The sequence below is a fragment of the Megasphaera massiliensis genome (genome assembly GCF_000455225.1).
GTDB lineage: Bacteria > Bacillota > Negativicutes > Veillonellales > Megasphaeraceae > Megasphaera > Megasphaera massiliensis.
The window spans coordinates 70096-92454 of the sequence record NZ_HF954537.1; the positions used below are offsets into that span (position 1 = coordinate 70096).

The window sequence follows — 22359 nt, forward strand, 5'->3', positions numbered from 1 at the left end:
CGGCTGAAGCCGATGCGGCCCGACAGGCTAAGTGGCAGACCGAAAAGGCCGGCAACGAATGGAGCGATGAGGAAGCGGCCCGGCTGAAGGGCTATACTTGCTCTTCTTGCGGGGCTGAAATCGTCTGCGATGACAATACGATGGCTACCGAATGCTGTTATTGCGGCAATCCGACCCTCATTCCCAGCCGTTTTTCGGGGATGCTGCGGCCCGACTTCATCATTCCTTTTAAAAAGACGAAAGATGAAGCCATTGCGGCCTTAAAACGCTTCTATAGGGGCCATTGGCTTCTTCCCAAGGCCTTTACGGTGAACAACCGCATCGAAGACGTCCAGCCCATGTACGTCCCTTTTTGGCTGTTCAATGCCAAGGTTACGGCGTCGGCCTCCTTTCGGGCTGAAGACGATTCTTATCTCGAGACGGAACATGAACGCATCGTCGAGACAAGGGTCTATCAGTGCGACCGCATCGGTCAGCTGACTTTCAACCGGATTCCCGTCGACGGCAGTAAGAAAATCAATGACCTCTATATGGAGAGTATCGAGCCCTTTGACTACAGCGAAATCGTGCCCTTTAACTCGGCCTACTTTGCCGGCTGCTTAGCCGATAAGTACGACGTCGATGCCGAAGCCGCCGTGCCTCGGGCCGATTCCCGCTTAGAGAAAAGTTCCTTTGACCTCCTCAGCAATACCGTCGTCAATCATCAGCGCCGCTCCTTCGAAGGGGGCTTCGTCCATAAAGATGAAGACTCGGTGGAATACGCTATGGCACCGGTATGGATCTTGACGACGCGCTATCAGGACAAGCCCTATACCTTTATGATGAACGGCCAGACGGGCCGCTTTGTCGGTTCTCTGCCCTATGATAAGGTGAAATCCTACTGGGCTTTTCTGATCGCCATGCTGGTTACGCTGCCGGTATTCTATCTGATTGTTCACGCCATTATGGGTGGTAAACCGTGGCCAATATAAGGGGGGAGTCTTGTGTTGAAAACTATCATGCGGACGGCCCTGTTGGTCCTATCCTTTTTGATCCTCATGGGGACGGCCCTGGCGGAAGGCGTTCCAAATGTTGTCGATCAGGCCGGCGTCCTTACGAAGTCGCAGCAAAGCCAACTGGAGAGGTCCTTAAAGAACGTCAACTTTACGTACGATGTGCGCCTGGCCGTTTACATCGTTCGTTCGACGCACGGCATGAAAATCGGTGACTATGCCGACCATGTCCTCGATGAGCAGTACGGCGATGGAAAAAATGGCAATATGGTCTTCGTGGTAGCCATGGACCAGCGCCAGTGGTATATCGTGACGGACCGTACCATGCGCGACAAGGTCAGCGATACGGATGGGTTGAAGCATATCGAAGATGCCGTCCTGCCCCTCTTAAAGAAGGGAAATTACATGGAGGCCTTCGAGGAATATGCCCATTCGTCGGGCCAGCTCTTGGCCTACTATAACGATCAGGGCAAGGCCTATGATAAGGACGATGCCTATCAATGGCTGGATTTGGCGACGGCGGCTGTCTTGGCCGCGCTGGCTGCCATGATCTTCCGCAGCTACCTCATCATGAGGATGAGCAACGTCCGAAGGGCAACGGCTGCCGATACCTATTTTGATTCGCACAGCTTCCAGTTGTCTGAGCAGACCGATACCTTCTTATTCCTCACGGTACAGCGCATTCCCAAACCTCGCCGTCGTGATGACGATGACAGCGGGCCGGGAAGCTTCAATCTGGGAGGAGGCGGAGGCGGCCATGGCGGCCGCGGAGGTTCCTTTTAAAAGACGATGATATACGAAACGACCTGTTGATGAAAGAACGATGCTTTCGTCAACAGGTCGTTTTTTTGATGGATTATTACGATTCTGGTTGGAAGAATTCGATGATCTTATGGATGGCCAGGGCCATATGATTGGGATTTTGGAAGGGGTGGTTGGCGTCTTCGACGGGGTAGAATTCGATGACGTTATTTTCGGCAAATTGCCGGGATAAGGCGATGGGAATCATTTCATCCTTCGTCCCGTGGATGATGAGGATGTCGTCGGCGACGTCGAAGTATTCGTGGTCATTGACGTCAAAACTCTTTAAATCATCCATGAAGGCCTGGTCGATTTTCATTTTTCGTTCGAAGCCGACTTGGATTTCCTTACCCTTTTTGAGTTTGGCAAAGCCTTCTTCGGCGATGTGGTTGCTCATGCTGTCATACATGTTGACGCCTGGGCTGCGCAGGGCGATTTTTCGGAAAGGATTGCCGACTTCGAGGATGTAGCGCAGGGTAAGATAAGCGCCGAAGCTGGTGGAATAGTTGTAAAGGAATTTCGCGCCCAACGTGTCTTTGGCATAGTTTGTGACCAAGGTCAAATAGGTCATGCATTCGGGAACGGCCAGTTTTTTGCGGGCGTCTTCACCGTGGCAGGGCCAGTCAAAGGCGATGATGGCAAAATCTTTATACTTCGAGGTCAGCTGTTCGGCAAAGTGGGCCGTGCCGGCCGTGTCTTTGCTGCTGCCGAAGCCGTGGGTGACGATGGCTACGTGGTCGAAGGTGCGTTCATTTTTATGGCTGTCGTGAACGAAGAGCCGGCAGCGGACGCTGTAGCCCTCTTCGTTGATATCAAAATGTTTTTCCATGGGAATGCCTCTTTTATCTGGATTCGTCTGTACGACGTTCGCCCTTAGTATACCATAAAAAAAGACTGCCGCGTAAGGGCAGTCTGAAGGGGTATGAGTCTGTCAGGTCCGCAGGCCGTATTTGATGATCAGCCGGCTGATTTCTAAGAGGACGATCATGGGCATGGCTAAGAGGCACTGCGATAAAATATCCGTCGTCGGCGTGATGACGGCAGCGGCTACGAAGGATAGGAGAATAATGTATTTCCGCTTTTTCGCCAGCATGTCCGAGCTGATGAGGCCGAGTTTTGCCAAGACGATGAGCACCAAGGGCAGGTTGAAGATGAGGCCGAAGGGCAAGACCAGCATGAAGACAAAATTGAGGTAGCTTTCCATGGAGAGCAGGGGCTGGACGGCATCTGACGAAAAGTTGAGGAAAAACTGGAGCCCCCTGGGGAGGACGATGAACCACGAGAAGGCGATGCCCGACAGGAAGAGGCTCAAGGACGTCGGCACTAAAAAGAAGAGCAGGCGCTTTTCGTGGGTCGTAAAGGCCGGGACCAAAAAGGCCCAAAATTCGTAAAAAAGAACCGGCGCGGTGATGATGGCGCCGGCAGTTAACATGACTTTGAAATAGATGAAAAAGGCTTCGGCCGGTTTCATAAAATAGAGCTTTCCTGCCGGCGCTGACAGAAAGGCCATGATCTCATCGAGCCAAAAGTTGCTGAGAATCATGCCGACGGCCAGCATGGCGATGGAAATGATGAGGCGGCGGCGCAGTTCCGACAGATGCCCCGTGAGGGGCATGACGGCTTCTTTACTTTCCATGATTTTCAGTCGATGCCGGCGATACGGCTTCGGAAACCGTTTCTTTGATGTCTTCTTTGGCAGCGGCCGGTTCGTGGACGGCTTCTTTGAATTCCTTCAGGCTCTTGCCGAGGGCATTGCCGATGCTGGGCAGTTTGCCCGGCCCGAAGATGACCAGACCGATGACTAAAATGAGGACTAATTCAGGAACACCTAAACCAAACATAAGAAAAACCTCCTTGCTTTTTTTATCAGTATAGGTAAAAAATGTGGCCTTTGGGTAAAGAAAGAATCGCTTTTTTGTAAAATTATCCCTCGCTATTTATTTTTTCTTTATCTTTTCTCAGCATATACATTTTTTATACAAAACGGACTTATACTGTCCTTAGTTTGTACTTTTAGGAGGGATTATACCATGGAACAACATAATTTTTCACGACGGACATTTTTGAAGATGGCTGCAGGAACGGCTGTAGGTGCGGCCTTATTCTCCATGCCCGACCTTTCTTTGGCGAAAGGGAGCGGGTCGAGTCTTTCAAAACAAGAATTGACGCCCCTATCGTTTAGCCAGTTGCCGAAAGACGCCGAAGTCTGTGCCAAAGCATCGAAATTGGTTACCCGTAATTATTCTTACATATTGGAACAGGCTCGTCAACTGAAAGACGGCTGGCTGCGCGATACGGTAACGACCATGATCCAGCATCCGACGCCGATGTTCATGCAGCAATATACGTCGGCTTCGTCCATCAGCATGCTCTATTCGAAGCTGGCAGCAGCCGGTCTTATCGATACCGGAAAAATCGACGTCCAGCATCTGCTGCCGCCCTTCTCGGGTAAGGTACAGCCCTTCATGACGGCACCGGGCAGCGGCTACGGCAGTCACCATCCCTATCCGGGCGGCCTGTCCACCCATGTCAGTGCCAACGTCCATATTACGGAAAGCATCATCCGTACCTATGAAGAAGTGTTCTGCTACAGCGTGAAGTCTGACATTGCCTTAGCCGGTCAGCTCCTCCACGATATCATGAAACCCTTCGTATTCCAGTGGCAGGCCGACGGCTCGTCCTTAAAGGAATACACCATTGCCGGTCAAGGCGCTCATCACGTCCTGTCCATTGCCGAATCGATGTACCGCAGCCTGCCGGCGGAAGAAGTCGTCGCTCAGGCCTGTGCCCACGGCGCACCGAACGATGCCAAAGGGGAAGCCGACGTCGTATCGTGGATCAAAGCGGCGGCCATCATCGCTCAGAAAGATCCCATTGCCTACGGCGCCCTCAATAAGATGGGCGACGGTCTTCCGGCACCGCATCGTCAGGAAGGCTATATCGTTCACCTCGGCGACCACGATTGGGTCCTCAGCTCCCCGTCTGCTCAGAAAACATCAGCCCTCTTAAAGAAAATCGCCGTTCAGAAATACGGCATGAGCGACAGCGACAGCAACGGTGCAGCCTTCAATTACTTCAAGAATTATGCCGAAGCTCAGCTGTCCTGTATGTATCTCAACATGCTCCATTCCGAACCGAATGGGGAAGCACTCGTCGCCCAAGCGGTGGGTAATGTAATTCTGAAATAACAAGGGTCTTGTGATGCATACTTTATAATTGACAGCGCCATCTTTAAACTTTAAAATAGACGGAGGTAATGTCTACTCAGAAAGGAGTTATCCCGTTTATGTTCAAAAATGGAGCACAAGTTGGATTGCTATTATTCGGTATGTTCTTTGGCGCCGGGAACCTTATTTTCCCGCCGTCCTTAGGCTTTCAGGCCGGTCAGGCTTTCACGCCGGCCATCCTCGGTTTTCTCTTATCCGGCATCGGCATGCCCGTCGTTGCCGTCATCATGGGGACCTTTAATCCAGGAGGCTTCCGAGCCGAAATGAATCGCAAGATTTCGCCCTTATTTTCTCTTATTATTTTAACGTTGATGTACTTGGCCATTGGACCTTTGATGGCCATTCCCAGAACGGCAGCGACGTCCTTTTCCATCGGCATCCTGCCCATTACCGGTGACGGCATGATACCCCTGGCCATCTTTACGGCCCTGTATTTTGCCTGCGGATGGTGGCTGTCCATTACGCCGTCGAAACTCCTCGACCGCGTCGGCAAGGTATTGACGCCGATCTTCGTCGTCATGATCATTCTGATCATCATCGTCGGCATGATCGCCTATACGACGCCGTCGGAAGCGGTTCCCATGGGAAAATACGCGGCCTCGGCCTTTGGCACCGGCTTTATCGAAGGCTATAACACCGTCGATACCCTGGCTTCCTTTGCCTTCTGCATCATCGCCATCGGCGCCTTGAAGCGGATTCAGTTCACTTCGAAAAAGGAACACATGGCCAGTGTCTGGATGGCCGGCGCCGCCGTTGCCGTCCTCATGGGCTGCTTGTACCTGGGGCTGGCCCTCCTCGGCAATCATTTTCCCATTCCCCAGTCGGTCTATTCCGACCCTGGCGTCAACCTCGGCGCCTACGTCTTGTCCCAGACGTCGTTCCAGATTTTCGGCACCGTCGGCATGGCCTTCCTGGCCGTCATGGTCACCTTGACCTGCTTTACGACGACGGTCGGACTCATCGCTGCCGTTTCGACCTTCTTTGCCGAAGAATTTACCGTCCTGTCCTATAAGCAGTACGTCACCCTCATCTGTGTCGTCAGCTTCCTGTTAGCCAATTTGGGTCTGAACCAGATCATTCAGATTACCCTGCCTTTGCTGCTCTTCGTCTATCCCATTGCCATCGTCGTCGTTATGCTGACCATTCTCAATAAATTCGTCAGCCTGTCGAAGTTAGGCATGCGCTGCACCGCAGCGGCAGCCGGCATGGTATCGGCCATCGACATCGCCTATCAGTTCTTCGGTGTCCAGGCAGCAGGGACGTTGATTCAGGGACTGCCCTTAGGGGACAGCGGCTTAGGCTGGCTGGCACCGGCGTTAGTGTGCATGGCCTTGTCTTTGGTCCTTCCCGGCAAGATTACCGGTGACAGTGCCTTAGCCAGTGAATAGTAACCTAAATCCAAGCTTTCAGATAAAACCAGGGCTTCCCACGAGGGATATTCAGGCCTATGAGACGAAGTGTTCAAGCCCCTTGTCCATAGCGATTTGCATCTTTGGTGAAACTTGGGTTTTTACAACGTAATATAATCGAAGTCAGGAAAGGCTATAATTTATTGTTGCACCCGTCACGATGATTATAGTCTTTTTTGCTGTCCCGTTTGTGATTTCCTTTCCGCCGAGCCGAGCGAAATGAAAACGGCTGGAAATTGCGGATTAATCCCATTTTCAACGCCTTTCGGGTCATTGACAGGAGGGCCGCAGATAGGTAAAATGAAAGGAAAAATATAGGAAATGAAAGGGGTTTTACTATGGACAGTACAATGAACAGTGCCATTATTGGCATTTTAATTCCTTTTGCCGGGACCTCCTTAGGGGCCGCCTGCGTCTATGCCATGAGGGGGGAATTGAACCACCAGGTTCAGCGTGGTTTGACGGGCTTTGCCTCGGGCGTCATGATTGCCGCCTCGATTTGGAGTCTCCTCATTCCGGCCATGGAAGAATCGGCTCATTTAGGCCGCTTTGGTTTCGTGCCGGCTGTCGTCGGCTTCTGGCTGGGGATCTTTCTGCTCTTGGCCTTGGACCGCCTCGTTCCTCATCTTCATATGTACAGTGAAGAGGCCGAAGGGCCGCACAGTCATTTGCAGCGGACGACGATGCTGGTCTTGGCCGTCACTTTGCACAACATCCCTGAAGGGATGGCCGTCGGCGTCGTCTATGCCGGGCTCCTCGCCGATCAGACCGGTATCAGTGCCGCCGGTGCCCTGGCTTTGTCACTCGGCATTGCCCTCCAGAATATGCCCGAAGGGGCCATCATTTCCATGCCTTTGAAGTCGGCCGGAATGGGATCCCATAAGGCCTTTATCGGCGGTGTCCTTTCCGGTATCGTCGAACCGATCGGGGCTGTCATTACCATCGCCCTGACGGCTTTTATCCTGCCTGTCTTGCCGTATCTCCTCAGTTTGGCAGCCGGCGCTATGTGCTATGTCGTCGTCGAAGAATTGATTCCGGAAATGTCGGCCGGCGAGCACTCTGATATCGGCGTCTTGTCCTTTGCCCTGGGCTTTACGGTGATGATGGCCATGGACGTAGCCCTGTCCTGACCGGCCGTATCGGAAGAAGGTGAGGGGACATGAAGGTCCGCATTACCGATGAATTGGCTCAGCAAATCGTCGATTCGGCGAAGGCTGTCATCGGCTGGAATATCAATTTTATCGACCGTCACGGCCGCATCATGGCCAGTACCGATGAGAAACGGATCGGTACGTATCATAAAGTGGGGGCAGCGGCAGCCAGGCTGCGCCAGGTTCAAACCGTTCATGAGAACCGACCGGAAGACGGTGTCAGTAAGGGCGTCAACTACCCGATTATCATGGACCGGCAAGTCCTCGGTGTCATCGGTATTACGGGTGAACCGGAAGTCGTCAGCCAGTACGGTTTTTTGCTGACCAAGATCTGTGAAGTATTCCTTAAAGAATACGGCCTCAATGAAGAGGCCTTCAGCGAGCAGGAATACCGCAGCCGCCAGGTCATGGCCCTTATTTATCATGACCGGGATACGATGCAGCAGATGGCTGACGAACGGCCCGAACTGACGGAACATTCCTATGTGGCAGCCGTTTTTCGCTGGCAGGATGGGGCCGGCCGGACCGACGATTTTCGCAAGGCCATGACGACGGCCTGTGGGGAACTCCGTATTTCCCTCTTTACCTATATCTATCCCGACAGCTTCGTGCTCATCATACCGCAAGATATCTATCCTCTTTGGGATAAGCGGCTGTCCCGGTGGAAGGGGCTGTTTTATCCGTCTGTCCGCGTCGGTATCGGGACCGAAGAGCCTTTTCACCGCGTCTACGAATCGTATCGCTTTGCCAAATTAGCCCTTCAGGCCGCGGCAGACCGAGAGGCCTTCAGCATCCATGCTGACGACATGAAACTGGCCTTCTTACTGCAGAGCCTGAGCGCCCCCCTTCGGCGCCGCTATCGACAGGATATCTGCCAGGGCCTGACGGACAGTGAAATTCATTTGCTGCAGGTCTATTACCGGCAAAACCTTTCCATTCAGCAGACAGCAGACATCCTCTCTATCCATAAGAATACCCTCCAGTACCGGCTGAAAAAAATCGCCGAGACGACGGGTCTCGACCCGCGGTCTTTCGGCGATGCCGTCACCCTGTATATCGCAACGCTGCCATGGTTCTAAAACCGAAAAATGGCAGCGTTTCTTGGTATGGGTAACATAGAAATGAAAAAACTCCTCTGTTACACTAGAGGCACAATAAATATGTAGATAACTCATAGTGTATAAAGGAGTGGGGAATATGAAAGTTGTCATTGCCATCGATTCATTAAAAAATAGTCTGACGTCGGTCGAAGCCGGGAGAGCCATCGAAGCCGGCGTTCGTAAAGCCTATGGAAGCCAGCCCGTACAGATCGTCGTCAAACCCTTGGCGGATGGCGGAGAAGGGACCGTCGAAGCCCTTGTCGAAGGCATGAACGGGGAGCTTCGCAGCGCCGTCGTTCAGGGTCCTTTGGGAAATGATGTTTCTTGTTCCTACGGATATTTGCCCGAGACGAGAACGGCGGTCATTGAAATGGCAGGGGCTGCCGGTCTCGGTTTGGTACCGGAAGAGCTGCGCAATCCTCTCTATACGACGACCTATGGTGTCGGCCAGGTCATGGCCAAAGCCATGGAAGGAGGCATCCGCCACTTCATTATCGGCCTTGGCGGCAGTGCGACCAGTGACTGCGGCGTCGGCATGCTCCAGGCTTTAGGCTATGTCTTTCGCGATAAAGAAGGATAAATCGTCGGGACCGGGGGCCTTGCCGTAGGCGACATCGCCTCCGTCGACGACAGTCATGTTCTGCCGGCCTTAAAAGAATGCACCTTCGACGTCGCCTGTGACGTGACCAATCCCTTATATGGGGAGTTAGGAGCGGCCGCTGTCTTTGGCCCTCAGAAGGGGGCGTCAGCGTCCGATGTCAAAGCTTTAGATGAGGCCAGCCGTTCCTTTGCTGCCGTTACCGAAGCCTATTTGGGAAAAGACTACAGTCAGGCCTCCGGTGCCGGAGCGGCCGGCGGACTGGGCTTTGCCTTCTTGGCGTATCTGAAAGGCAGCCTTCGTTCAGGCATCCAAATCGTACTCGATTCTATTAAATTAGCCGATGTCGTCGCCGATGCCGATTATGTCATCACTGGCGAAGGCCGCCTCGATGCCCAGACGGCCATGGGCAAGGCCCCAATCGGTGTGGCCAAGCTTGCCAAACAGTACGGGGCTAAGGTCATCGCCCTGGCCGGCTGCACGACGGAAGATGCCGGCGAGTGTAACCGGCAGGGCATCGACGCCTTCTTTTCCATCGTCGATAAGGCCATGCCCTTAAAGGAAGCCATGGACCGCGACACAGCTATGGGCAACATGACCCGCACGGCTCAGCAGGTCTTTAACCTCATCCGTGCCGTAAGCTGACGTCTCAGCGATATTTCATCGCTTCGGCCTTGGCCAGTTGGTCGCAGCGTTCATTTAAGGCGACGCCGACGTGGCCTTTGACCCAGTGGAAGGTGACTTTATGAGAGCCGTAGAGCTTATCGAGTTCCATCCATTGTCCTTGGTTTAAGACGGGCTGGCCGTCGGCTTTCTTCCAACCGCGGCGCTTCCAATTGACCATCCACTTAGTGATGCCGTTTTTCAGATATTGACTGTCTGTATAGAGGGCGACTTTTGTGCCTTCCGGTGCAAAGCGCAGGGCCATGATGGCCGCCTGAAGCTCCATGCGGTTATTCGTCGTCGACGGATGGCCGTCCGAGAGTTCGGTCACTTCGCCTGTGGCCACGTTGCGGGCGACGACGGCCCAGCCGCCGGGACCGTCGGGGTTGCGCAGGCAAGACCCATCGGTGTAGATGACAAAATCCTGGTCCTCATCGGAGGGCAGGGACGCTGTCGTCGGTCTTAAGGTCGGAGCCTTTGATCGCACCGGTTTTCGAACCGATAGTACGTCTTCACCGTTCAACCATTTCCAGGCTTCGTCGGCATCGGTAAAACTTTTATAGCGAGCCCCCGGGAAGGCATCGACTTGTTTTTTGCAGTCATCCCAAGACATGAATAATCCCGTCTTGCGGCCGTTCCGGACGGCATATACTTTCTTTTTCATGAGACACCTCGTTCTTTCGTCGTCAATTACGGATTTGATTGTACCACAAAAAATAAAAAGAAAACAGGCGCAGTCAGTGACTTTAGCGCCTGTTTTCTATATAATGGAGGTATACAACTTATCGTTCCTCGTGTTGGGAGGGATTTATTTGAAGATTCAGAAAGTCTATGCTGTTTATTTCAGCCCGACCGGTCACACGAAGGACATCGTCTGCGCCCTTTCCGGCCAGGTGGCCGAGGCCCTTCAGGTGCCCCTTGAGACGATATCCTTGGACCTTCCGGCTGAGCGAGAAGAGACACATCGCTTTTCCGCGGAGGATCTCGTCGTTGTCGGCGGGCCGACCTACGCCGGAAAGCTTCCCAATAAGATTATGCCGACGTACAGAGAAAAATTATTCGGTAAAAAAACGCCGGCTGTCGCCATGGTGACCTACGGCAACCGTTCCTTTGACAATTCCCTGGCCGAACTCTGTGCCATTCTGGAAGAAAACGATTTCAACCTCGTCGGTGCCGGTGCCTTTGTCGCCCAGCATGCCTTTTCTAAGATACTGGCCTCAGGCCGTCCCGATGAGGATGACCTGGCTGACGTCAGGAGCTTGGCCGGCCGCGTCATCGAAAGCCTTCAAGGGGAAGACTGTCCGACTGATTCCCTGGCCGTTGACGGCGACGCGAAAGCACCTTACTATATTCCTAAAGGGGAAGACGGGCAGCCGGCGAAATTCTTAAAAGCCGTCCCTAAGACGGATATGGAAAAATGCACATCCTGCGGCCTCTGTGCCCGCCAGTGTCCTATGGGTTCCATCGATAAGGACCGGCCGGACCGGGTAACGGGCATCTGCATCAAGTGTCAGCGCTGCGTCCAATCCTGTCCCTATGGAGCCAAGTATTTTGACGATCCGGCCTTCTTGTCTCATGTGAGGATGCTGGAGCAGAATTATAGGACACGGGCTTTTAATAAAATCTTTACCCGTTAAGCACCTTACGTCTCCGCGGCAGCTGCGTTACATTCGCTGGCAGCAGCCTCGTATGAAATTTGTTTATCATTGGGATAAACAAGGGAAGACTAGTCCTGAAAACGGTTATTTTTGCTTACTATTTAAATTTTTTATATATTTTATAAACTGAAGGAGGGTTTTTCTATGGATTTACAAGAAGCTCGCGAACTCGCTCGCAAAAAGATGAAGGGCTGCTTCGTCTGTCCCGAATGCGACGGCAAGGCCTGTAAGGGGATGATTCCCGGCTTTGGCGGTCTGCGGACGGCAAAATCGTTCCTGCGCAACGTAGAAGCACTGGCCGAATATGGCCTGGTCATGCGCAGTATGGACAGTGAACTTGACCCCAATCCGGCGGTTACGATTTTCGGTAAAGAAATCAGCATGCCGGTCCTCGTCGCTCCCGTCGGCGGCGTCATCCTCAATTCCAAGGTCCCCGGTGACCCGGCTACGGTTGAAATGGATTATAACGAGTCCGTTTCCAAAGGCGCCTTCGATGCCGGCACTCTGTGCTTTACCGGTGACGGCGGCATGGAATACATGTTTGAATCGGGGATCGTAGCTTCGAAAAAACGGGAAGAAACGGTCATTCCGACGATCAAACCGCGCAGCAACGACCAGATCATTGAAAAAATTAAAGTCGCTGAAAAGGCCCATGCCTTTGCCGTTGCCAGCGATATCGATGCGTCGACGCTGATCAATATGCATATCTTTGGCCAGCCCGTCGGCCCTAAGAGCGCCAGTGACATTGCCGAGCTGGTCAAATCGACGTCCCTGCCCTTTATCGTAAAAGGCATCATGTCTCCTGAAGAAGCCGTTGCCTGTGCCGATGCCGGTGCCAAAGGCATCGTCGTCAGCAACCACGGCGGCCGCATCCTCGACGGTATGGTCGGAACGGCCGACGTCCTGCCGGAAATCGCCAAGGCTGTAAAAGGCCGTCTTACGATCTTCGTCGACGGCGGTGTCCGCCATGGGGAAGACGTCCTTAAGATGTTGGCCCTCGGTGCCGACGCCGTCCTCATCGGCCGTCCTGTCGCCATCGCCGCTATCGGCGGCCAGGCTGAAGCCGTCAAGCTCTACTTAGATGCTTTGAAACGGGAAATCATGGATGCCATGATGATTACCGGCGTTCATGATTTGTCCAACGTATCGCCGGACATCTTAAGACGGTTATAAGCTCTTTTAAAACATGAATAATTGACAGCCCGCCGGCCTGCCCGTATAATAGGTCTATTGGATTGTACTTGATAGGAGGAATTTCATGCATAGTATTTCCTATTTTTGGCACTTGTCGCGACTCATATACGGACCTCGGAATTTTCAAGAGAACAAGCGGGCTGTCGTTTTTTTTGCAAGGGCGGTCTCGAATCGGGCTTTGTTCGAAGAATTGTACGATTTCTTTGACCATTATGAGCCGATGCAGGGCTTTTTTGAGCAGCATGACCCGGACTTCCAGGAAGTCATGACCCGCGTCTTCTTGTTCAAAAATTCGACCATGCGCCAACGCCTCGACGCCTTAAAGCATCATTTCACGATTTTGCGGACCTTCTTTTCCGATGATGTCATCCGCGAAATCTATTGGGGCAAAGGCTATACGCTCTGGACGTCTGACGACCCGTCGATGCCCCTTGAAGTGCGGCTCATCTTTGATACGGGCCAGCGAAAAGAAGGGTTCTTGTCGCTCTACCTCTATCATGAAGGCCAGATGATCTACCATTTTAACTTCCGGTTCGATTACAACGGAGACGGTACGCCGTCCATGTATATCGGTACCATCCAAGGCTCGAAGCACGGCCTGGAAACGACCAAGATCCTGACCAAGAAGCTCTTTGGCTACCGGCCTAAGAATTTCATCCTCTATTTGATGCGTATCTTTGTCCAGACCTTGGGCATCCGCGATATGTACGTCATCACTGACGACGGCTTCTATACCAACAGCCACATGCTGCGCGGCAACCGTTCCAAGAAGACCAACTTCAATGACTTCTGGATTGGGGAAGGGGCCGTGCCCGATAAAAGCGAATCGTGGTATTTCCGCCTTCCCATTGAGGAAAAGCGCCGTAAGTACGACGAAATTAAGTCGCAGAAGCGCAATCTCTTCCGCAAGCGGTATCTCCTCATGGATGATATTGTTCCGCCGTACATCGAAGCTGTTCACAAGCTGTTCCGCGACGGTTTTGATCCGGCTCCGTCTGCCGTCGATGAAGCGTCCATCGTCGATAAACCGGCCGATTACGACCCCATCGAGGCGCCGAAGGGGTGACTGACCATCTTTAATCAGTAGCCGCCATCCCTTTTAAAACAGCACAAAGCACCTTTTGCTTCTATCCCATAAGGGGTAACGGCCGTCTGAGAGGGCCTATTCAAAAATGCATCCTTTTTCCAGGACGCAGAGATCTTCTGCCAGTTCCCGCGTATTCATACGTTCCGGGAGCTGGCTTTTTTCGTGCTTCTTCTAAGGTTTCATAGACTTTGGCCAGGATGGAAAGGCGCGTCTTGTCACTGACGTCGTCCGATTCCGGCGGCTGCAAAGCCAAGAAGCGCTCCCACGGGCCAAAATCCGGAGAAGCGCTTTATCAGGTGAGTCTGTGGAGTTATTTGTGGCAGTGTCTTACGAAGGACGGCCCTTTTGGGCGGTGCCCATGACGACGAGGCGGCCGCCTTGGGCTTCGTAGAGGCGGTGAGAAATGGACAGGACCGTCCGGTTTTGGGAGGCTGCCTGAAGGGCTTCCAGTACCTGGCGTTCGGTCAGGGCATCGAGGTTGGCCGTGATTTCATCGAGTAAGAGGATTTGCGGATTCATGACGACGGCTCGGGCGATGGACAGGAGTTGGAGTTGGCTGCGGGAGAAATATTCTTGTCGGAAGGGCGTGTGAAGTCCCTCGGGGAGGGAAGTGCAGAGATCCCATAGGCCGACGAGTCGCAAGGCCTTTTCGACGGCGCCTTTTGAGATGCGCCGGTCTTTGAGGGTCACTTGGTCTTCGATGGTACCGGCGACGTCGTGGAACTGTTGCTCTACGTAGCCGAAGACTTGGCGTCGAATGGACGGAGCCAGGCGAGAAGGCTCGCAGCCGAAGACACGGATTGAGCCTTCTTGGGGCGCGTACAGGCCGAGGATGAGTTTGAACAGGGTACTCTTACCGGAACCGGTGCGGCCCGTGATGGTGACCGTTTCCCCTTTCTTGACGGCCAGGGACAGGTTGCGGAAGACATTTTCACGGCCGTAGCTAAAGGCAGCGTCGTCGATAACCAGCGGCGGGGCGGTAAAATTCAGGTCAACCCTGTCTCCCGGTTCTTCTACGGGATGGGCGAAAAATTCTTTCAGGCGGCTGATGCCGGCCACGGCCGACTGAATATTCTGGATCTCCATGCCGATGCTTTCAATCGGCGAGAAGATGAGGCGGACGTAGGCAATGAGGGCGACGACGGTACCGACGGTCATGCCGAAGAGGTCCTGCAGGAAGGAGCTGCTGACCGATAAGGCCATCATGATGCAAATGATGAGCGTCGACAGGGTAATAACGATGGGCGAGTAGATGGCGTCGCAGAAATTGCTGCGTTCCATAGCGGAAAAACTGGCCTCGATCGTCTGTCCGTACCGGCGCCGCAGGTGGCGCTCCTGCTGGCAGGTGTGGATGGTGCGGATGTTGTGTACCGTTTCCGGGATGAGTTCGTTCGTCCGGCCGATGGCGATGCGGTTGTCCCGCTGGGCTTTCAGCATGCGCTTTTGGAAGTAGCGGGTCAGGATAAACAAGAGGGGCAGGGCGATGCACAATAAGATTCCCAGGCCGGGACTGAGGTGGAAGACGACGACGAGGATGCTGAAGATGGTCAGGACGTCGGCAATCATGCTGACGACACCGGAGTCAAAGAGGTCTTCCAGGGTATCGACGTCGTTGACGAAGAGGGACGTGACGGCGCCCGATTCGTGGTTGACAAAATACGGTGCCGGCAGGATGTCGAGGCGGCGGCACATGGCCGAGCGCAGGCTGTGGGTGATCTTTTGGCCGAAGATGGTGATCAACGTTTCTTTCAGGGCGTCGACGAGGCAGCTGCCGGCGTTTACGGCAAAATAGACGACGCCTGCCGTCAGTAAGGGCAGGGCTGTAAAATGGCCGCCGGCCAGGCTGTCCACGATGTACTGCAAAATGAGGGGCGGAGCGACGTTGACGCCGATAGAAGCGGCGATGGAAAGGCACAGTCCGATGATGAGCCGGACATTGGACCTTACGGTTTGCCAAAATATCTTAGTCATGGCGGTCACCTCGCTGGGCTTGCTGCATCCGATATAGTCTTCTATAGTCGTCGTTGGTTTCATAGAGGGTTTTATGGTCTGCCGTCACGGCCATACCGTCAGGGTTGAGCCAAATGACCTGGTCGAGCTCAGAAAAGAGGGACAGGCGGTGAGAAATGAGGAGGATGATACAGTCCCTGTAGGATTGTCGCAGGTGCTCGAAAATCTTTCGTTCCGTCGCCATGTCGACGGCGGCAAAGGGATCGTCGAAAATCATGAGCGGCCGACGATGGAAAAGGGTGCGGGCCAGAGCGATGCGGGCCTGTTGACCGCCGGAGAGGCGCTGGCCTCCTTCGCCGATCGGTGTCTGAATCCCTAAGGGGAAGGTCTTACAGTCTTCATCCATACAGACTTCGGCAATGACTTTGGTGACGTCCCCGGGAAGGCCGAAGCGAATGTTTTCTTCAAGGCTTGCCGAAAATAATTCACTGTCGTGGCCGCAGTAGCCGACGATGCCTTCTGCACCGGTCTGACCATTTCCTAAGGGACGGTTACCGAAGAAAATCTCCCCGCCGTGGGGCTTTTCACCGAGGAAGGTAAGGCCCAATGTCGATTTGCCGCAGGCTACGGGGCCGGTAATGCCGATGATATCGCCGGGGTTGGCAGAAAAGGACAGGCCCTGATAGACGGGCTTATCGCCCGGTTCATAGGAAAAGGACAGGTCGCGGACCGTAAGGGCGGCCGGCGGAAAGGTCGGTACCGGAGCCGGCAGGGGCCGGGAGACTGCCAGACGGGGCTGGATGCGGCCCCATGAGACCTGGGCCTTCTGGACGGCGTTGAACAGGCGGGCTGCATGGGAGGTCTTGATGGACATCTTGACGAAACAAGACAGGTACGTCGAAAAGGCAGCGATGTCCCACACTTGCCAACCCTCTCCGAGGACGTTGCGGCCGCCGAGCCAGACGACGAGGATCGTGCCGGTCATAGCGATGATTTTATAGATGGGCTGCATCGTATTTTCCCAGAGATTGGCTAAAATCATCTTCTGTTCATAGTCTTTCAGGTAACGTTCGTACTGGGCATTTTGCACGTCTTCTTCGCCGTAGACGCGGTAGGTCAGGGCATTGCTGATGCGGTCCAGGGTGATGCCTGACAAGGCGCCGCTGCTTTCTTTGCTGCGGGCTGCCGTTTCCGCAACCAGGCGCCGCAGGCGATTGGCCAGAAAATAAGCCAGGGGCGGGAAGACCAGGATGCAGAGGGTCAGTTTCCAGTCGTACACCAAGAGCATGATCAGGTAGGTCACCATGACGACGCCCGTATCGAAGATTTCCGTCGTGAATTTACGCATCCCTTCGACACAGGTGTCGATGTCGGAAATGACTTTGGTCATCAAGGTTCCCGTATGTTCACCCTCCATGGTCGCTGTCGGCGTCTGTACCAGCTGCTGATAGAGGAGGTCCTTCATGGTCAGACTGACGTTGTTGGCAAACTTTCGGACGTACAGCCGCTTTACGTAGCGCAGGCTCTGGACGGCAATGATGACCAGGGCGTACATCAGGCAGAGGGCGTACATGTCGGATGCCTATTTGGTGCCGCCGAACATGTCGTAGAGGGACTGGGCCAACTGGCCGTCGAACCAGGGGCCGGCGATCATGCCGACGTTGTAGCATAGTCCGCTTAGGGTGATGATAAGGAGTAATTTCTTTTCTTTTAAAAAGTAGTAATAAACGGAACCGGGTCCCCGCTGTTTCAAGAGTAACACCTCGCTTCTATAATCCATCTATCATACACCAAATGGGCGGCATTGGCGAGAAAAAAGGCGGTTATTTTTCGTAATTTGAGAACTCTTTACATTCTTACCTCTTGCGTAAAGTCAAAAAGACGAATATAATATACCTATACGAAAGTCAAAAAGAAAAATTAAACCCGTCGATTTTTTTTAAGAGGTGATTTACGATGAGTGTATTAGCGGATAAAATCGAACAGTTTATCTTACATAAATTATTGGAAGAAAACAATTCCGATATCGTGTTGCGCCGCAATGAGCTGGCTGACGAGCTGCAGTGTGCACCGTCGCAGATCAGCTACGTGCTGAGTACGCGATTTTCTAACGACCGGGGCTATCTGGTCGAGTCGCGGCGCGGGTCCGGCGGATTCGTCCGCATCATCAAACTGACGCCCAAGAAGGAGGACCGCACGCCGGTATTGCTCCACGAACGCCTGCCGGCGGTCAGTATTTCCATGGAAGACCTCGATGCCTTGCTGTATGAACTGCTTAAAAGGCGAAGTCTCACCAACAACGAGGCGGTCATCCTCCATTTAACCTTTGAATCACTCTATCGCCGCATCGATGATGAGGCTTCACGCTTACTCGTCATCAGCGACATTTTGAAAAATCTGAACCTTCATTGAAGATAGAAAGGACGTGAGGGCCATGCTCTGTGATGCCTGTAAAAAACGCGAGGCTGTTGTCCATATCGTCAAAATTGAAGACGGGCAGCGTACGGACGTCCACCTGTGTGCTACCTGCGCTAAAAGACAGTCAAACTTTTCGAATATGCGAGATGTCAATATTATCGATAATGATTTTTTCCGTAAGATGGCCTATCCCGATTACCAAGGGGCTAGCGGCGATGAACCGCGCTGTGCCAGCTGCGGCATGACCTACGGGGAGTTTAACCATGTGGGAAAATTCGGCTGCCCCGATTGTTATGAAGCTTTTAAGGAAGAAATTCCGCCTCTCCTGCGGCGCATTCACGGCCACAGCAAGCACGTCGGCAAGGTGCCGAATCGCGGGACCGGCGTCTTTCGGACGGCAACGCAGGTTAAGCGCCTGCGCCAGCACCTGCAAAAGCTCGTGCAGGAAGAGCGCTACGAAGAAGCGGCCAAGGTCCGCGACGAAATCCGGGCGCTCCAACGCCAGCTTCCGGCTGATGGAAAGGGGGAATAAGCCGTGGTACGCGATATGCTCATGGCGCCGCTCTGTCCTTGGCAGGACGGGACCGGTGAATTCCGGGACATCGTCCTCGACAGTCGGGTCCGCTTGAATCGGAATTTAAAGAAATATGTATTTCCCGATAAAGCCTCGGATACAGAACTGTCGGCCGTCCTCGACGAAGCCAAAGGACAGCTCGGTACACTGAACACCCTAGGACAGGGCCATTACCGCTTCATTTCTTTTGAAGACTTGTCGCCTCTCGAACGGGAGGTACTGGCCGTCAAGCATCTGTCGTCAGCCGGCCATATTGAACGGCCGAACCATCGGGGGATTCTCCTCCGCGACGACGGTGCCGTGTCGATCATGGTCAATGAAGACGACCATTTCTGTATCCAAGTTGCCGCCCCGGGCTTTGACCTGCGGCGCGTTTGGGATCAGGCCGCCCAGATCGACGATGCCTTGGAAAGCCACTTGGATTTTGCTTTCCGTGATGACTTCGGCTACCTTACGGCAAGTCCCTCCCTGACCGGTACGGGCCTGACCGTCGGCGTGACCCTTCACGTCCCGGCCCTGGTCATGATGAAGCGCTTTAACCGCATCGTCCAAGGGACGACGAAATTTGGATTTACCTTCTCCGGTATCTACGGGGAACGGAACGACTCCATCGGTAACATATTCCAGATCACCAACCAGATTACCCTGGGGGTGACTGAAGCCGATACGATGGAACAACTGCGAAAAATCGTGACCCAGATCGTGCAGGAAGAACAGAACTGCCGCACCTTGGTTTGGGATCACAATAAGAATAACTTGAAAGATAAATGGCTGCGCACTTGGGGCACCCTCAGTCAGGCCTGGCTCCTCGATGACCGGGAAACGCTGAACTTTGCCAGCGACCTTCGCTTCGGCATCGACATGGGGGTCATCCCCGTGCAGCCCCTGGCTTATGAAGCCATTATGGCCGCTTCGGATCCTGCTTGGCTCCAACTTCAGGCAGGCTCGGAATTAAGCGGCGAAGACTTAGAGCACCAACGCGCCAAAGCGGTGCAGCAAGTGCTCCGTGAGTACAGAAGGAAGTGATTTCCCATGGCGAACAACAGATTTACCAACGATGCCAAAGCTGTGCTTCAGTTTGCACAGGATACGGCACAGAAATTTCATCATGACTACGTCGGAACAGAGCATATCCTGCTCGGTCTCGTTTTAAATAAAGACGGCATTGCCGGACTGATCCTCTCTCAGCTGGGCCTGACGTCAGAGAATGTTACCCGTGCCATTGAACAGCAGGTCGGTTGGGGCACCGATACGACGGGAAAACTGCGCCTGACGCCGCGTACTAAACGGGTCATGGAAATGGCCGTCCGTGAAGCCAATCGATTGGAACAGAACTACGTCGGAACCGAACACCTCTTGTTCGGCATCCTGGCCGAAGGAACGGGCATGGCCGTCCAGATCCTCGAAAATATGGATATCGATCCCGACCTCGTGTCCCAGCGCCTGAGCGAGCTCATGAATGACGGCGACGCAGCCGGCAGTGAGCCCGCCGGAGATAAAAAGGGCAGCGACTTATCCCAGTTCGGCCGCGACCTCAATGAATGGGCCAAAAAGGATAAGGTCGATCCGGTCATCGGCCGAGAACAAGAAATCAGCCGCGTCATTCAGATTTTAAGCCGCCGGACGAAGAACAATCCGGTCCTCATCGGCGCTCCCGGCGTCGGTAAGACTGCCATTGCCGAAGGGCTGGCACAGCGTATCATTACCGGCAACGTCCCGGACAGCCTGCAAGACAAGCGCGTCTTTTCCCTGGACCTCGCCAGCATCGTCGCCGGTACCAAGTACCGCGGTGAATTCGAAGAACGGATCAAACGCATCTTGGATACCATTTCCCGCGACGATACGATCATCCTCTTCATCGATGAAATTCATCAGCTCATCGGCGCCGGTGCCGTAGAAGGCGCTATGGATGCGGCCAATATCCTGAAACCGGCCCTGGCTCGCGGCGATTTGCAGTGCATCGGAGCGACGACGGCTGACGAATATAAGAAGCACTTTGAAAAAGATGCCGCCTTGGCTCGGCGTTTCCAGCCCGTCCAGGTCGGTGAACCGAATGAAGACGACGCCGTATCCATCCTCTTCGGCCTGCGCGATCGCTACGAAGCCTTCCACAAGGCCCGTATCACCGATGAAGCCGTACGGGCTGCCGTCAAATTGTCGGCCCGCTATATTTCCGACCGCTACCTGCCCGATAAGGCTATCGACGTCATGGACGAAGCGACGGCACGGGTCCGCATGAAAGTCTATGCGCCGTCTCATGAACTGCAGGTCCTGGAACAGAAGCTGGCCGATATCAAGAAGGAAAAAGAAGCCGCCCTCGATGGGGAAGACTTTGAAAAATGCGCCGCCCTGCGCGATGCCGGCAAAAAAATCGCTTCGGAAATTTCGGCCCTGCAGAAGGAAAAGAAGCAGCATGACGATGAAAAACTCGTCGTGACCGAAAACGACATTGCCGACGTCGTTTCCATGTGGACCGGCGTTCCCGTCCAGCAGATTACGGAAACGGAATCGCAGCGCCTGCTCCACTTGGAAGAAGAGCTGCATAAGCGGGTCATCAGTCAGGACGATGCCGTTACGGCCGTAGCGAAAGCCGTTCGCCGTGCCCGGGCCGGACTGAAAGATGCCAACCGTCCTATCGGTTCCTTCCTGTTCCTCGGCCCGTCCGGTGTCGGCAAGACGGAATTGGCCCGTACCTTAGCGGCCCAACTCTTCGATAGCCCCGACAACATGATCCGCATCGACATGAGCGAATTCATGGAAAAATACAGCGTCTCCCGCTTGGTCGGCGCCCCTCCGGGCTACGTCGGCTATGAAGAAGGGGGCGAACTGACCGATGCCGTCCGGGAAAAACCGTACAGTGTCATCCTCTTCGACGAAGTCGAAAAGGCCAGCAGCGACTTCTTCAACCTCTTGCTGCAGGTCCTCGACGAAGGCCGGCTGACCGATTCGAAGGGTCGGACCGTCGACTTCCGCAATACGGTCATCATCATGACCAGCAACCTCGGGGCCTCCCATCTCCGTCCGTCCGGTCCGGTCATGGGCTTTGCTACCGGCGGTGACGGTGACGGCAGTGAAGAAAAGGCTTTCAACGAAGCGCGAAAGGCAATCCTCGAGGACGTGAAACGCTTCTTCCGGCCGGAATTCTTGAACCGTATCGATGAAATGATCGTCTTCAAGCCCCCTGGCTCAGTCCGATCTTCGTCAGATCGTCGATATCATGCTCAAAGAGCTGACGGCGCGTCTTGGCGAAAAGGGTGTGGGCCTGAACTGGACGACGGCCGCCGATGACGTCCTCGTCAAGGATGGGACCGATTTTGCCTACGGCGCCCGTCCGCTGAAGAGAGCTATCCAGAAACTGGTCGAAGACCCGATTTCGGAAATGCTCTTAAGCGGTGACGTCAAAGACGGCAATACGATTCACGTCGACAGCTTAGATAAGAAGAAGCTCGTCTTTACGACAGAATGATGAAAGGGCTTCGCATGAAGGCAGTGCTTGTCATGCGAAGCCTTTTTTATGAACCGCACTAAAACACAGTG

General features: G+C 53.9%; 19 protein-coding genes and 2 pseudogenes. 14 read left to right on the plus strand and 7 right to left on the minus strand.

The features are described from left to right. On the plus strand, positions 1-971 hold a 971-nt coding region (locus tag TX77_RS03785; RefSeq protein ID WP_044503508.1), incomplete at its 5' end, for a TFIIB-type zinc ribbon-containing protein. Between the two features lie 12 nt (positions 972-983). After that, entirely contained in the window at positions 984-1775 is a 792-nt protein-coding gene (locus TX77_RS03790) for a TPM domain-containing protein (protein WP_049917285.1), read from the plus strand. A gap of 76 nt (positions 1776-1851) precedes the next feature. On the opposite strand, the gene TX77_RS03795 is transcribed toward TX77_RS03790, so the two are convergent. The 3 genes from TX77_RS03795 to tatA all read right to left on the minus strand — a co-directional run bounded on the left by TX77_RS03795 (position 1852) and on the right by tatA (position 3634). Continuing rightward, positions 1852-2622, minus strand: a complete 771-nt coding sequence (locus TX77_RS03795; protein WP_044503509.1) for an alpha/beta hydrolase — start codon at positions 2620-2622, stop codon at positions 1852-1854. Positions 2623-2724: 102 nt separating this feature from the next. After that, complete coding sequence (gene tatC / locus TX77_RS03800; protein ID WP_044503510.1) at positions 2725-3429, minus strand: twin-arginine translocase subunit TatC; 705 nt, start codon at positions 3427-3429, stop codon at positions 2725-2727. Further along, on the minus strand, positions 3419-3634 hold the full coding sequence (gene tatA, locus TX77_RS03805) for a twin-arginine translocase TatA/TatE family subunit (RefSeq protein ID WP_044503511.1): 216 nt from the start codon (positions 3632-3634) through the stop codon (positions 3419-3421). Before tatA ends, tatC begins: the two co-directional genes overlap by 11 nt. 189 nt (positions 3635-3823) lie before the next feature. On the opposite strand from tatA, the gene TX77_RS03810 reads away from it, so the two are divergent. The 5 genes and pseudogenes from TX77_RS03810 to TX77_RS03830 all read left to right on the plus strand — a co-directional run bounded on the left by TX77_RS03810 (position 3824) and on the right by TX77_RS03830 (position 9923). Next, a complete protein-coding gene (locus TX77_RS03810; RefSeq protein WP_044503512.1) occupies positions 3824-4981 on the plus strand; it encodes a twin-arginine translocation signal domain-containing protein in 1158 nt (385 codons plus the stop codon). Positions 4982-5079: 98 nt separating this feature from the next. Further along, the gene (gene brnQ / locus TX77_RS03815; protein ID WP_044503513.1) at positions 5080-6408 is read left to right on the plus strand and encodes a branched-chain amino acid transport system II carrier protein; all 1329 of its coding nucleotides are present in this window, start codon (positions 5080-5082) and stop codon (positions 6406-6408) included. Positions 6409-6767: 359 nt separating this feature from the next. Further along, a complete protein-coding gene (locus TX77_RS03820) occupies positions 6768-7559 on the plus strand; it encodes a ZIP family metal transporter (protein ID WP_230198025.1) in 792 nt (263 codons plus the stop codon). A gap of 29 nt (positions 7560-7588) precedes the next feature. Further along, a complete protein-coding gene (locus TX77_RS03825; protein ID WP_044503514.1) occupies positions 7589-8659 on the plus strand; it encodes a CdaR family transcriptional regulator in 1071 nt (356 codons plus the stop codon). A 118-nt stretch (positions 8660-8777) separates the two neighbouring features. Continuing rightward, a pseudogene (locus TX77_RS03830) lies at positions 8778-9923 on the plus strand (glycerate kinase family protein). Positions 9924-9927: 4 nt separating this feature from the next. On the opposite strand, the gene rnhA reads toward TX77_RS03830, so the two are convergent. After that, positions 9928-10605, minus strand: coding sequence for a ribonuclease HI (rnhA, locus tag TX77_RS03835; RefSeq protein ID WP_044503515.1), 678 nt, complete (start codon positions 10603-10605; stop codon positions 9928-9930). Between the two features lie 148 nt (positions 10606-10753). On the opposite strand from rnhA, the gene TX77_RS03840 reads away from it, so the two are divergent. From TX77_RS03840 to TX77_RS03850, 3 genes are all read left to right on the plus strand, one after another. Then, positions 10754-11578 carry a 4Fe-4S binding protein gene (locus TX77_RS03840; RefSeq protein WP_044503516.1) on the plus strand — a complete coding sequence of 275 codons (825 nt, stop codon included), beginning with the start codon at positions 10754-10756 and terminating at the stop codon, positions 11576-11578. Positions 11579-11743: 165 nt separating this feature from the next. Further along, the gene (locus TX77_RS03845) at positions 11744-12772 is read left to right on the plus strand and encodes an alpha-hydroxy-acid oxidizing protein (RefSeq protein ID WP_044503517.1); all 1029 of its coding nucleotides are present in this window, start codon (positions 11744-11746) and stop codon (positions 12770-12772) included. Positions 12773-12857: 85 nt separating this feature from the next. Next, on the plus strand, positions 12858-13859 hold the full coding sequence (locus TX77_RS03850; RefSeq protein ID WP_044503518.1) for a VirK/YbjX family protein: 1002 nt from the start codon (positions 12858-12860) through the stop codon (positions 13857-13859). A gap of 348 nt (positions 13860-14207) precedes the next feature. Here TX77_RS03850 and TX77_RS03855 read toward each other — a convergent pair whose 3' ends face one another. The 3 genes from TX77_RS03855 to TX77_RS14005 are packed head-to-tail and all read right to left on the minus strand — an operon-like array spanning position 14208 to position 17610. Further along, a complete protein-coding gene (locus TX77_RS03855; RefSeq protein WP_044503519.1) occupies positions 14208-15851 on the minus strand; it encodes an ABC transporter ATP-binding protein in 1644 nt (547 codons plus the stop codon). Further along, the gene (locus TX77_RS03860) at positions 15844-17403 is read right to left on the minus strand and encodes an ABC transporter ATP-binding protein (RefSeq protein ID WP_230198026.1); all 1560 of its coding nucleotides are present in this window, start codon (positions 17401-17403) and stop codon (positions 15844-15846) included. Before TX77_RS03860 ends, TX77_RS03855 begins: the two co-directional genes overlap by 8 nt. A 9-nt stretch (positions 17404-17412) precedes the next feature. Beyond that, a complete protein-coding gene (locus tag TX77_RS14005) occupies positions 17413-17610 on the minus strand; it encodes a hypothetical protein (protein ID WP_230198027.1) in 198 nt (65 codons plus the stop codon). 176 nt (positions 17611-17786) lie between these two features. Between TX77_RS14005 and TX77_RS03865 the strand changes: the two genes are divergently transcribed. The 4 genes and pseudogenes from TX77_RS03865 (at position 17787) to TX77_RS03880 (ending at position 22288) form a co-directional block, all read left to right on the plus strand. Next, entirely contained in the window at positions 17787-18242 is a 456-nt protein-coding gene (locus TX77_RS03865) for a CtsR family transcriptional regulator (protein WP_044503520.1), read from the plus strand. A 22-nt stretch (positions 18243-18264) separates the two neighbouring features. Beyond that, entirely contained in the window at positions 18265-18780 is a 516-nt protein-coding gene (locus TX77_RS03870) for a UvrB/UvrC motif-containing protein (protein ID WP_044503521.1), read from the plus strand. A 3-nt stretch (positions 18781-18783) separates the two neighbouring features. Then, positions 18784-19848, plus strand: coding sequence for an ATP--guanido phosphotransferase (locus TX77_RS03875; RefSeq protein WP_044503522.1), 1065 nt, complete (start codon positions 18784-18786; stop codon positions 19846-19848). Positions 19849-19854: 6 nt separating this feature from the next. Beyond that, positions 19855-22288: pseudogene (locus TX77_RS03880) on the plus strand (ATP-dependent Clp protease ATP-binding subunit). Positions 22289-22359 lie beyond the last annotated feature (71 nt).